This is a genomic window from Bizionia gelidisalsuginis (assembly GCF_008086185.1).
GTDB classification, from domain to species: Bacteria; Bacteroidota; Bacteroidia; order Flavobacteriales; family Flavobacteriaceae; genus Bizionia; species Bizionia saleffrena.
This window is the reverse complement of sequence record NZ_VSKN01000001.1, coordinates 402,765-414,942: the sequence shown is the minus strand read 5'-3', so window position 1 is coordinate 414,942 and position 12,178 is coordinate 402,765. Positions and strand designations below refer to the sequence as shown.

The following is a 12,178-nucleotide window of genomic DNA, read 5'->3' as shown; positions in this document are numbered from 1 at the left end:
CTTTCTAAATCTTGTTACATCAATTTAGAGCGTATCTTAATATAGCTCCGTTTAGATTTCTTTAAACAGTGTTCAATTTATATTCACTAAATTACGTCTTCAAAACACAACCAAACAATAAAAAATATGGTAGTCCTTCTCTTAATTTTCATTTCTATAAGTTGCGGAAATAAAGATAAGACACCCCTAGTAAGCAGAGGTACCATCGCAAAAAAGCATAATCAGACCGTTGTTAAAAGTATTAAAACACCGATTACTACTCTTAAAATTATTGAACCGGTACAATGGATTACACAAACCAAAAGGCTATCGAAAAACGAATACGCGTTAATAATTGTGGCCAACATTGAAAAAAGCTATCATTTATATGCTCAAACAGTTCCTCACAAGGGACCAGAACCTACGGTTTTTATTTTTGAAAAGAGTGATCATTATACATTAATAGGAAATACTTCAGAAGAAAAAGGACATACTGTTTACGATTCTATTTTTAAACTAGATATAAAATCCTTTAGCACGCAAACCACTTTCAAACAAAAAATTAAAATCACAAACACCACTACTTTTAAAATTAATGCAGAGATAGAATTTATGTCTTGCAACAATACAACTTGTATGATGGGATATAGTGCTATTAAATTTCAGATTTAAACAATGAAAAAACTCAAAGGAAAAATAGTATTAATTACAGGCGGAGGCTCTGGAATTGGAAAAATAATGGTGCGTTTATGTTTAGAACGTCAGGCCAGGGTGATTATATGGGATATCAATCAGAAAAATATCGATGACACCATCTTAGAGTTTTCTAATATAGGTATGGTCACTGGTTTTAATGTAGATGTTTCTAATAGTGAACACGTACAAGAAACAGCGAATAAAGTAAAACAGGATATAGGGTCAGTAGATGTCTTAATTAATAATGCAGGAATTGTTGTTGGTAAATTTTTCAGCGCGCATTCGGTAACAGATATTTCGAAGACAATGGCTATTAATGCCAACGGGCCAATGTATGTTACACTGGCGTTTTTAAACGAAATGATGCATCGCAATTCTGGCCATATCTGTAATATCGCATCCTCTGGCGGCTTGATTTCGAACCCTAAAATGTCTGTGTATGCGGCGAGTAAATGGGCATTAATTGGCTGGTCTGATAGTTTACGCTTGGAAATGAAGCAAATGAATAAAAGCGTGAATGTTACCACCATACTCCCCTATTACATTAAAACGGGTATGTTTGATGGCGTACAATCTAAGATACCTATTCTCGACCCTGAAGCTTCTGCCTTAACCATTATAAAAGCCATTGAAAACAACAAAAAAATGATAACTATTCCTGGCTACATTTACAGGTTTACACGCTTAGGCCAAGCTATACTATCTATAAATGGATTTGATTGGTTTGCTGGTAAAGCATTAGGCATCTATAAAACGATGGAACATTTTACAGGCCGAATTAAATAAGAATTACCTAACCGACAAGAAAAACACCTCAAAACGATGACACTACTATCTGCACTTTTTATGTTATGCTCTACACTTTGTTTTTCGCAACAACAGTATGAATTTGATTATTTATTAGAATATAAAATAATCATTTACAAAGATTCTTTTACAGTCCAGAGTAGCTCATCCAACGAAAAAAACGAGACGTTTAAAAAGTATTACTTTACGAACTCAAAGAAAAATAACTATTCTGCAATAATAACCGATTTGGATAGTCTGCATTATTCTATGATTTTTAAAGATGAAAACGGAATCTCATCGCGCACAACATTTTTAAAAACCGATTTAAATAACGCAGAATTTATAAATATAGAGTGTAAAGATGTCTATAAATATCGAAATGATTTTAAATACCGAACAGAAGAATACGATTTTTTTAAACTTAACGACACCTTAATTAAAGGAAAAACATATGGTAAATATAAGTTTGCATCAATAAAACCAAAAAAGGAAAAAAGACATAAACTCGCAAGTAAGTACTACATTATTGACAGAGCAACAGCATTTCATTTACCTCTATTTGAATTATCGACCCCTTACGAAAAATGGAAATTACAAAAGACGTTACCTAGTGGACTATTTTATGAAAAGTATCGTATCGATTACTATGGAAAGTTAAATTATAAAGAAACTTTAATCAACTACTGGAAAATTGATAAGAAAATAATGATTAATACGGATTGCGATTATACAAAAAAGACATCAAAAAAAAACCGTATTCCGGCTTCTAAGGTTCACACCTCGCATCAGATGAATTAAAAAAGTCTATGCCTTATATTATCGTCAACGCGCTTAGCCTCAATACTTGTAATAACACTAACATATTTCAGTTTCATTTTGACTAGTCATTTAATTGTTTTAAATTTATGAAGGACAGAAGTAAATAACACTTAAAAATGAACTAAATAATGAGTAGAGGATTTGTTAAGGAAGAGGACCAAGAAGAAGTACCAATGGTGCCGCCAAGAGCGGATTTACCTGACGGCGTTATAAATTACGTCACCCAAGTGGGAATGAATGCGCTTTTAGAGGAAAGAGAAGCCTTAACCACCGAAAGAGAACATTTAGAAATCACCAACGAGAAAGAACGACGTATTGTAGTCAACCATATTAATGCAAAATTACAACTCTTAAACAACCGTATTGCTACAGCAAAAATTGTAGACCTTAAAAAACAACCTCAAAACGAAGTGCGATTTGGCGCATTAGTCGCTCTTAAAATTGGTAATGCTATGACGGTACAAAACTATCAGATAGTGGGCGTTGATGAAGCTGATATTGCTAAAGGTAAAATAGCATTTATTTCGCCTATCGCTAAAATATTAGTCAATAAAAAAGTTGGCGAATATGCGACCTTAAAACTCCCAACCGAAGAGCGTGTTTTTGAAATAAAAGAGATTGCATATTAATGCGTTCTTAACTTACAGTACCGTTGTAAACCAATTGATAGCAATTTCACGACATTGAATGACACTGTAAATGTCGTATAAAAGTCGCACCACAACCGTTATCAATTATTAACCTAATCATTACTTTTAGAATAAATTAAAAGTATAATCAAATGAATTTTATTGCAAAAAAAATTAGTGAGACTCGAAAAGTTAAAGGTCTTTCTCAAGAAGAATTAGCAGAATTATCCAAAATAAATTTAAGAACAATTCAACGGATTGAAAATAGCGAAAATGAACCCAGAGGAAAAACACTAAACCTAATTTGTAACGTATTGGAAATTGATATAAAAGAATTGTTTTCGAATAACAATTCGCTAAAAGAAAAAAATATCGGAACTAAATTGGTAAACGGCCTTTTTCTATTAGCACTCAATCTAGTTTTAATGGGCGTCATCGGATTTTTAACATTAGATTCAAATGCTAATATGAACAGTTTATTTGGTGGCATTTTATTGAGTTTCTTTATTCCCTTTTTTATAGTTTTTTTGACACAAAACATAAATGGAATGGAACGTATGCTAAAATTTGGATGTGGATATTTTGCTTATTTTATTTTTGTGATTTTCAAACTCGGATTTCCAACTGGTTTCGTGTCAGGATTATTTCCTTGTCTTTTAATTAGTGTATCTGTTCTCTATTTTGGCAATGCACTTATTAACAATAAAGAATAAACCACATTACCCAATATAATACAAAATTACTTATATTTAGGACTTCAACAACCATAATTGCGCATTTGTAACTCCTAATTAAATTGAGAAATAAAACCGCTGTACAGCGTCTGTTTTAGTTTAACTCTGTAACAAAACCTGAAGATCTTATTAATAAACACCTCTCAATAACACATATGAAAACGCTTATTCTCCTACTAACATTAATTGTACTCTGTCTATCTTGTAGTTCTCAAAAGCGTAACTCAAAAAAAAATAATTTTGAAATATTCGATTCTATTACGTTTAAATTTAACAAAACCGATTCATTACTAGTTCACGAAATGGCATTTACGCCAAAATATGAGGCAACAGACTTGCAACGTTTTATGTTTAGTACCTACGGAAAGTGGAATAACACGATTCAAACGGAAGATAAACTACGCTATTTAGTTTGGAAAAACATAAAACTATTGGACCACAAAGATGCCTTATTTACGGTTGCTGTCGGTGGAAAGGATAAAAAAACTGAACTTTTGAAGGTGAATGGAAAACCAAAGTATGGACGCATATTTTATTGCTCGGCAATCGTTTTTAACGTCAATAATTATGATTGTTTTAAGCCCGAGTCACTTTTAAAAGAAGCATTAGCCAACTATTTTATTAACGGAGTAAAAACTAATAAAAAAGGTAATAAGGAGTTTGAGAAAGAAATAAAAATCGATTACTAATAAAAGAGTATTCACAATAGCACCTCTAAAACTACTGCATTTATACTTAAGTCATACTGTAGTTTTTGGCTCTATTTTTGCCTCTTCATAATACATCGTCACTCATTTAAAACCACTGTAATCTAAACTATATAAGTGATTCGTTTTTTTTTAAGTCAGCTCCTTCACTAAAATCACCCCATAAAAACACCTATTTTACCGTGAATACGGATAACCGTAAGGTTACCAACACACAATTGATGATTTTAGCACGACATAGTAAATACTACCATAATGAAAAAAACACTGATAGCTTTGTCGCTAATAGGGGTTTTAATATCCTGCTCAAGTCCTTTAGACAAAAAATATAATGAAGATACCTTGGTAGAAGACACCAAAGACATTAAAGAAACTAGTGATATTAGTGAAGAATATACAGAATTAATGGCGGGCTGGATTATGAGAGCTAAATGGATCGACGCAACTCTCGATGATAAAACTTACGGTGAAATTATTGAAGAAGCTAAAAATTACAAAAAAGAACAAAAAAAACGCGCAGAAAAAAAGAAACTAGAAGGAGAGCATAAAAGACAAAAACTGGATGCAGCACTCACTGTAGCAATGTACGATAAGGGGTATGAAGAATACAACTATCAGAAATATTTAACATATAGCTTTGCATTTGAAAATAAGACAGATAAAACCATAAGGACTTTTAAAGGCGCAGTATCTATTCGAGATTTATTCGACACAGAGATTAAGTCTATTAATTTGACAATTGACGATCCCATTACAACTGGAGAAACGTTTAAAGGCACTTATTCGACAGCATACAACCAATTTAGAACAGAAGACTCCCGACTAAAAGGTAAAGATATGGAGGCTCTAAAAGTGGTTTGGATCCCTGAAAAAATAATATTTATGGATGGTTCAACACTAGAATAAAGGGCGCCTTCAAAGTGCCTCTCAATGACCTACTATTTGTACATTATTTTGAAAAAACCGGACTACTATCAAGGTCACAATTAATCAATATAAAATATTATAAATCACTATAAAATCAATTAAGAAATGAAATTTAAAAATCTATGTATTCTAGTAGTAACGACGGTGCTATTTTCGTCTTGCGCTTCAAACTCATTTTATCAACTATATAATGTAAAACCCGTTACAAAATCAATTACAGATGCCGAGAAGTTCTTCTTTGAAGATGACAACTGCAAAATAACCTATCATTTATGGGCAAATGGCGGAAACATTGGTTTTGATTTCTACAATAAAACAGACACTACTATATATGTTAAACTAAACGAAAGTCATTTTATATTAAATGATTTTGCTTACGATTATTTTAAAAACAGAACCTTTACGACCTCAGAAGGCAATTCTACGACATCATCAAAAACAAAAACTGCTACCGTGGCCGTCACAGGATTAAATCTGTTTAACTTATTACAAACAAACCAAGCACAAAGTTCAAGCACTTCTAATTTAAGTTCTTTGGTAGGTTATTCCGTCTCCATAAAAGAAAACACACGTATTGCTATTCCTTCAAAAACTTCCAAAAGAATTTCGGAATATGATATTAGTGATGCGCTTGTAAGACATTGTGATTTATTGAAATACCCAAATAAAAGAGAAATAAGCACCAAGTCTTATACCGCAGATAAAAGCCCAATTGTCTTTAGCAATAGAATTGCATACCAGATAAAAGAGAACTCAAAAGTTGTGGACAATGAGTTTTTTGTTTCAGCCGTCACCAACTATCCAGAATCAGAGTTTTTAGAATCTAGATATGACGCGTATTGCGACCAAAAAAGTGTTTTAAAGAGTAAGCATTTTAAATTTTATGATTCGAATAAGTTTTATATAAAATACTCAAAAAATGCTGACAATTGGAAACATTAGAACACCTATTTTAACCAGATAACAAATGCCGCACTTACAAGATTATTTACAACTATAATTTTTAAATGCGGCATTTTTAATAAGCAATGCGTTAGTTAAACAACCGACTATAAAAAAGTACCTCTTTTTCTGTTTTTACCATTCTCAAGTTTATCTATCGGACAAAGGCCCGAAGATGTAAACCGTAATAAAATAGGATAATTCTTTACGTAAAACACTGTACTAATAAAGCCTGTCTCTTCCCTTAAAAAAGTCGCCTAACATTATTTTTTCAATAAAATAACGATTAAAAAACTTCTCACAATACTATATTATTTATATTGTATATCTTGTTGCCGTTATCAAATAATCAATTTAAAACAATTACACGGGTTTTACTCCAATTGATAAAGCATAAATAATTTTAATAAGAAAACAAAATAGTATTCCTTGGGCCTATAAAATAGGTTAAACGGAAATGTGTAATCACCAACAAGTAAATGAAAAAACTAATAATAATTTTTGCTTTAAGCTTCTCCTTTTTTTCTTGTGACAAAGATGATACAGAAATTCTGGAAGAGGATTACGCTTCTTTTTTAGAAAAAACAACACCTCAATTTTCTGCTCACCTTGGCAATGAGGTCTTAAACTGGAGATCTGGTTTTGCAGCCTATCAATCTAGTATAGGATATCTTTATCCCGATGGCGACCAAACCCACCCGCATCGCTATTTACGATTTATTTTAAATGAAGAGAATGGTGATAATCAGTTTTTAATAAGAGCGCCATTATACGACACTTCTTCAGAAACGGAATTTACTACCGTTTTTGGTCAAGGAATAAAGACCATCGGTAAATCAAATGATGACTTTTATATCAGTATAAAAAACAACAATTATAATTATGCTATTTGTAATTCAGATGCCAAGTTTCAACTTGAAATCCTTAAAACAGAAGAAATAACAAACGAATATTCTAGCCAAAAAGAGTTATTCGTTTGGATTAAGATTGAAAAGATAAATTTAAACGATTGTAATTTCAACTATAATAAGAGCCTAAACAACGGACTTATTTTAGCCAAATTTTATGGTCATAAATTCGAATAAATAGAGTACAATAATTATTTAGAGCACACCTGAAAATACCCTAATAATATAAATAACAGTATGAAAAAATTAATTATAGCCGTCTTCTCTTTACTACTTTTTAACTGTGACAATACAGAAAATTACAAGAATATTACCGGTGAGTGGACGTGTACGGAATGGATTACTGAATCTACAGGAAAAAACAGATGTAATAATAACGTCTATTTCAATTTTAAGGAGGATAAAACATATACTTCTAAAATTGATACGCAAGAGCAATCTGGGGTTTATAAAATAGCTAACGGTTTACTTTACTCAACACCAAAAGGAAAATTGGAAATTGGTGTTGAAATTAAGACGTTAAATAACGATACTTTACAATTTATTATGAGTAGATCTGGAGAAAAAGAAATTTTAACCTTATTAAAAAAGGATTAAAATAGCTTACAGATTTTGTTTCAAAATGCCACACTGCTCTAACATAATCAAGAAACTTAAGCTTAAATAAAAGAAAGATTCTTATCTATACTCAACTGTTTAAAAATTACAAAAGCACGCACATTCACTAATTGATAAACCTATGGAAATGAAAAGATGCATACGACTAAAAAGTGCAATAACTTTCTTAATATTTATTCTTTCATCTACCAGTTTATTGTTTGCACAAATTACTGTAAACTCTAATTTTGAAGGTGGTAATGGTATTGCAGCGTTTACCGATACCGATGAAAATGAGGTACATATCGTTTCAGAATTAAAGGGCGGAGACACCAAAAACATAAGTTATTACGTAGAAATCTCTGGCCTAAACCCTGCTCTACCTTTAACTTTAGAAGTCAGTGCACATTGGAGTGGCCCTACTATTGTTTATAGTTACGACAACATAAATTGGGAAAAAACCACGCTTACAAACCTTAACAATTTCACAATTCCACTACAATCATCTTCCGTTTATGTCGCACATTCATATCCATATACCTATTCTAATATGATTACGGATGTGAGTAATATTTCTGATTTAAGTTATGTTACTGTATCAGACTTGGCAATAAGTGAAGGTGGTCGTGCCGTTAAATTAGTAAAAATTACGGACGATTGTGTTAATGATAACGAGAAAGAATTGATTTGGATGCTTGGAAGAATGCACGCCTTTGAAAATCCTGGAAACTATTCCTTAATGGGAATGCTGGACTTTTTTGCCTCTAACCACCCAAGTGCGATTCGACTGCGTGAAGAAGCTATCATTTATATCGTTCCTATTATGGACGTTGATCACGCTTATAATGGCGGATCGGGAAAAGACCAAACTCCTGTAGATTTTAACAGAGACTGGCATTCTTTAAGTAGCCAATCGCATTGGAATGCAGTAAATGCTGCTAAAAGTTGGATTGACTCTACGGCACAACTTAATAATTTTAGTGTCTTTGTAGACTCACACTCTCCACCTCCATCGGGTCAAAGCCTGTTCTATTACATTTATGATTCAGATCATCATTATATAAATACACGATTTGTTACAGAAACCGTTAAGCATATAGGGAACTACCAAGGTACCGAAGAGATATATTATAGCCTCTACAATGCCATTTCACAAGATTATATTATAACAAATTACGATAACGCGAAACACTATAATGTTACCATAGAAACGGGGTTTAATAATCGTACAGATGGTGTAGAATGGACTAAAGATTTGTATCTTTTAAATGGTCAATATCACGGTCAAGCCATTAGCGATTACATCCACGGTCAGGCAAATACAAACGATATAATAATAGATAATAACGACGCCGCTAATGTGGTTTTAAACGGGAATTGGCTGCCTAGCACCAATATATTAGGGTATTATGGCGATAACTATCTCTCTGCAGACACCACAACCCCGTCCAGTGCTGTGTTTAACGCTACAATAAACACAGCTGGTACCTACGAGATCTTTACACGCTGGGTTAGTAAACCCAATTTCGCAACAAATGCCCTGGCAAGTTTCACCCATTCTGGGGTTACCGATAATTTTAGTATCGATATGTCACTTAGAGGGGGAAATTGGGTCTCGCTAGAGACATATTATTTAGAAGCCGGAGAACAAGTGAGTTTAGCAATAAGTAATACAAATGCTAACGAAACTGTTATAGCAGATGGCCTAAGAATTAGTGAAATTGTAGATTGTGAATCGTTATCTATTTTAGACATTCAACAAGAGCATTTTCCTTTCAGTAGTAAACTGTATCCCAACCCGACAAAAAAGCAATTTACTATTCAACTAGAAAACAATACAACATTAGAAACCGTTAAGGTTTATGATATGCTTGGTCATTTAGTTTTAACCACAAATAAATACGAAGTCGATACCACTTCCTTAGGAGAAGGTCTCTATACCGTTGAAATAAAAACGAACAAAGGTAGAGGTATCAAAAAGCTAGTGATACGATAAAAAAAATGTCAATTACAATTTGGCGATAGTTTGTTACAATTTATTATGAGCAAATATGGAGAAAAAGAAAGTTTAACCTTAATAAAAAAGGATTAAAACAGCTTATAAAATAGTCTATCTGAAAGAGCATTCACTCCTATTAATTTGAGAGCTTTTTTTTTAATTTATGGGTGTAATGAGAGCTCTAGCAACGGCAACAACTTACCAAAATAGCATTGGTCGTTTTAATACTCCTAATTTATTTTATTAAGTATAACGAAAAAAAATATAAAGAAAAACGGTGTTCAATTAGTAGCTGCGCTAAGAAGCAAGCTATTTTAGCCCAACCACAAAAACTCTCACGCCTACGAACTCCATTATTCCTTTCATCTTTTTTTACTAAATTAGAGTATTAATAACGCAACCATCTACCTTACTGTAAGTTGCATCAATTAAAAAACTAATATGGAGAAGATTGACTTTAGCCCTTTACGCGTTGTTTACATTAATTGTACTTTAAAAAAATCACCTGAAACGAGCCATACAGCATCCTTAATGGCGGTTTCTAAAGCCATTATGATTAAGGAAAAGGTCCAGATTGACGACATTCGTTTAATAGACCACGAGGTGGCTAGTGGTGTCTACCCCAATATGAGGGAACACGGCTGGGAAACGGACGAATGGCCATCGTTATTCGAAAGAGTATTTAAAGCAGATATATTGATAATGGGAACTCCCATTTGGCTTGGTGAAAAGTCTTCTGTGGCTCAAAAACTAATTGAAAGATTATACGCTATGAGTGGCAAAACCAACGATAAAGGGCAATACCTTTTTTATGGTAAAGTAGCGGGCTGTGTTATTACTGGAAATGAAGATGGAATAAAACATTGTGCAATGGGTATTTTATATGCGCTGCAACACGTGGGGTACTCCATTCCGCCACAAGCAGATTCAGGATGGATTGGCAAAGTTGGGCCGGGACCAAGTTATGGTGATACGGATTGTAAAGGTAAAAAATTAAAGACCCCTATTGGGTTTGATAGTGATTTCACCAATAGAAACATAACATTTATGACCTATAACCTACTCCACTTAGCCGCTCTGCTTAAAGCCAACAATGGTTATCCCAATTACGGAAACTCTCGGGAAAAATGGGATAACGGTGAACGTTGGAATTTTGAAAACCCAGAATACAGGTAACATTAAACCGCCCATAAACTACTATTTCTAAACGTAACAAAAGTCCGTTATATTTGTATTCTTCCAGTGGTAATTCTAAAAGATAAAAGTATGTGTAACAATAATCAGACTAAAAAGAGTATCTACGCCAATGGGGTTGCCTCTTTTTATTATTCGTAATTTTGGACTCGTCGATACAAATTAAAATGTAAAAGGGGAATGAAGAAATCTGTTTTCAAAATTACTAAAATGGACTGTCCTTCGGAAGAAAATCTTATCCGAATGAAATTAGATGGTCTTTCTGGGGTTAAAAATTTAGATTTCGATATTCCAAATCGGCAACTCACTGTGTATCACAGCCGCGAGGTAACAGACATTGAAGCTTCCATTAGTGGACTAAATTTAGGAGGACACAGAATCTCTACCGAAGCTACCACTCAAACAGATTTTGAGGAAAACACTAATCAGAAAACGCTGTTATGGTCTGTATTAGTTATTAATTTTGTGTTTTTTATTATAGAAATGACAACGGGGTTAATTTCTAAATCGATGGGTCTTGTTGCCGATAGTTTAGATATGCTCGCCGATAGTTTTGTTTATGGAATTAGCTTATTTGCGGTAGGCGGATCACTTATTAAAAAAAAACGCATTGCTAAAATTGCTGGATACTTTCAAATTACGCTTGCTATTATAGGGTTTTTAGAGGTTTTAAGACGCTTTTTTGGTACAGAAACACTTCCTGATTTTTCGACAATGATTATTGTGTCCATTTTTGCACTTTTGGCGAATGGAATTTGCCTGTATATCTTACAAAAATCGAAAAGCAAAGATGATGCACACATGAAAGCGAGTCTTATTTTTACCTCTAACGACGTTATTATTAATCTGGGCGTAATCACTGCAGGAGTTATGGTGCATTGGTTGGGCTCTAACAAACCCGATTTAATTATTGGTATTATTGTTTTTGTTTTAGTAATTCAAGGGGCACTCAGAATTCTAAAACTAAGCAAATAAGCCACCTTATTTTTGCAATATATTGTTTGCCATTTTGAAGAAATAATAGTTTCTAAAAAATTAATCTTGAAAAACTGTTTATAGGATTACTCGTGCCGTGTGTAGTAAAAGAGGAGTAAAAATAAGCACTAACAAATAAATTGCGGATTGTAATATGATGAAATACGGCGCTATAAATACTACTGTAAATCTCAGTAAAACATCTTTAAAATTGAATAGTACACCAAGTTCTAGTTGCGTGAGTGATTGCAGCGGCATCCTTTTTATTTTTTCGATAAAAAGA

13 protein-coding genes are annotated in these 12,178 nt (G+C 33.0%); all 13 read left to right on the top strand.

What is annotated here, in order from left to right:
• Positions 1-126 precede the first annotated feature (126 nt).
• The 13 genes from ES677_RS01910 (at position 127) to ES677_RS01850 (ending at position 11,895) form a co-directional block, all read left to right on the top strand.
• The gene (locus ES677_RS01910) at positions 127-651 is read left to right on the top strand and encodes a protein-disulfide reductase DsbD domain-containing protein (protein WP_148380268.1); all 525 of its coding nucleotides are present in this window, start codon (positions 127-129) and stop codon (positions 649-651) included.
• A gap of 3 nt (positions 652-654) precedes the next feature.
• Complete coding sequence (locus ES677_RS01905) at positions 655-1,461, top strand: SDR family oxidoreductase (protein WP_148380267.1); 807 nt, start codon at positions 655-657, stop codon at positions 1,459-1,461.
• Between the two features lie 36 nt (positions 1,462-1,497).
• Positions 1,498-2,262: a hypothetical protein gene (locus tag ES677_RS01900; protein ID WP_148380266.1), complete on the top strand. Its 765-nt coding sequence runs from the start codon at positions 1,498-1,500 to the stop codon at positions 2,260-2,262.
• Positions 2,263-2,411: 149 nt separating this feature from the next.
• Positions 2,412-2,912 (top strand): GreA/GreB family elongation factor, encoded by a 501-nt coding sequence (locus ES677_RS01895; RefSeq protein WP_148380265.1) that lies wholly within the window; start codon positions 2,412-2,414, stop codon positions 2,910-2,912.
• Positions 2,913-3,064: 152 nt separating this feature from the next.
• On the top strand, positions 3,065-3,625 hold the full coding sequence (locus ES677_RS01890; protein WP_148370291.1) for a helix-turn-helix domain-containing protein: 561 nt from the start codon (positions 3,065-3,067) through the stop codon (positions 3,623-3,625).
• A 176-nt stretch (positions 3,626-3,801) separates the two neighbouring features.
• Positions 3,802-4,335: a hypothetical protein gene (locus tag ES677_RS01885; protein ID WP_148380264.1), complete on the top strand. Its 534-nt coding sequence runs from the start codon at positions 3,802-3,804 to the stop codon at positions 4,333-4,335.
• 273 nt (positions 4,336-4,608) lie between these two features.
• A complete protein-coding gene (locus ES677_RS01880) occupies positions 4,609-5,259 on the top strand; it encodes a hypothetical protein (RefSeq protein ID WP_148380263.1) in 651 nt (216 codons plus the stop codon).
• A gap of 126 nt (positions 5,260-5,385) precedes the next feature.
• Positions 5,386-6,222, top strand: coding sequence for a hypothetical protein (locus tag ES677_RS01875; protein WP_148380262.1), 837 nt, complete (start codon positions 5,386-5,388; stop codon positions 6,220-6,222).
• Positions 6,223-6,701: 479 nt separating this feature from the next.
• A complete protein-coding gene (locus ES677_RS01870; RefSeq protein WP_148380261.1) occupies positions 6,702-7,307 on the top strand; it encodes a hypothetical protein in 606 nt (201 codons plus the stop codon).
• Positions 7,308-7,367: 60 nt separating this feature from the next.
• Entirely contained in the window at positions 7,368-7,727 is a 360-nt protein-coding gene (locus tag ES677_RS01865; protein WP_148370296.1) for a lipocalin family protein, read from the top strand.
• Positions 7,728-7,875: 148 nt separating this feature from the next.
• Positions 7,876-9,723, top strand: coding sequence for a golvesin C-terminal-like domain-containing protein (locus tag ES677_RS01860; RefSeq protein ID WP_170235034.1), 1,848 nt, complete (start codon positions 7,876-7,878; stop codon positions 9,721-9,723).
• 444 nt (positions 9,724-10,167) lie between these two features.
• A complete protein-coding gene (locus ES677_RS01855; protein ID WP_148370299.1) occupies positions 10,168-10,902 on the top strand; it encodes a flavodoxin family protein in 735 nt (244 codons plus the stop codon).
• A gap of 198 nt (positions 10,903-11,100) precedes the next feature.
• Positions 11,101-11,895, top strand: coding sequence for a cation transporter (locus ES677_RS01850; RefSeq protein ID WP_148370300.1), 795 nt, complete (start codon positions 11,101-11,103; stop codon positions 11,893-11,895).
• The last annotated feature ends 283 nt before the right edge of the window (positions 11,896-12,178 follow it).

Bases quoted from the DNA above. Each gene is read 5' to 3' on its own strand.
- ES677_RS01910 (WP_148380268.1), top strand. From the start codon at position 127: ATGGTAGTCCTTCTCTTAATTTTCATTTCTATAAGTTGCGGAAATAAA.
- ES677_RS01905 (WP_148380267.1), top strand. From the start codon at position 655: ATGAAAAAACTCAAAGGAAAAATAGTATTAATTACAGGCGGAGGCTCT.
- ES677_RS01900 (WP_148380266.1), top strand. From the start codon at position 1,498: ATGACACTACTATCTGCACTTTTTATGTTATGCTCTACACTTTGTTTT.
- ES677_RS01895 (WP_148380265.1), top strand. From the start codon at position 2,412: ATGAGTAGAGGATTTGTTAAGGAAGAGGACCAAGAAGAAGTACCAATG.
- ES677_RS01890 (WP_148370291.1), top strand. From the start codon at position 3,065: ATGAATTTTATTGCAAAAAAAATTAGTGAGACTCGAAAAGTTAAAGGT.
- ES677_RS01885 (WP_148380264.1), top strand. From the start codon at position 3,802: ATGAAAACGCTTATTCTCCTACTAACATTAATTGTACTCTGTCTATCT.
- ES677_RS01880 (WP_148380263.1), top strand. From the start codon at position 4,609: ATGAAAAAAACACTGATAGCTTTGTCGCTAATAGGGGTTTTAATATCC.
- ES677_RS01875 (WP_148380262.1), top strand. From the start codon at position 5,386: ATGAAATTTAAAAATCTATGTATTCTAGTAGTAACGACGGTGCTATTT.
- ES677_RS01870 (WP_148380261.1), top strand. From the start codon at position 6,702: ATGAAAAAACTAATAATAATTTTTGCTTTAAGCTTCTCCTTTTTTTCT.
- ES677_RS01865 (WP_148370296.1), top strand. From the start codon at position 7,368: ATGAAAAAATTAATTATAGCCGTCTTCTCTTTACTACTTTTTAACTGT.
- ES677_RS01860 (WP_170235034.1), top strand. From the start codon at position 7,876: ATGAAAAGATGCATACGACTAAAAAGTGCAATAACTTTCTTAATATTT.
- ES677_RS01855 (WP_148370299.1), top strand. From the start codon at position 10,168: ATGGAGAAGATTGACTTTAGCCCTTTACGCGTTGTTTACATTAATTGT.
- ES677_RS01850 (WP_148370300.1), top strand. From the start codon at position 11,101: ATGAAGAAATCTGTTTTCAAAATTACTAAAATGGACTGTCCTTCGGAA.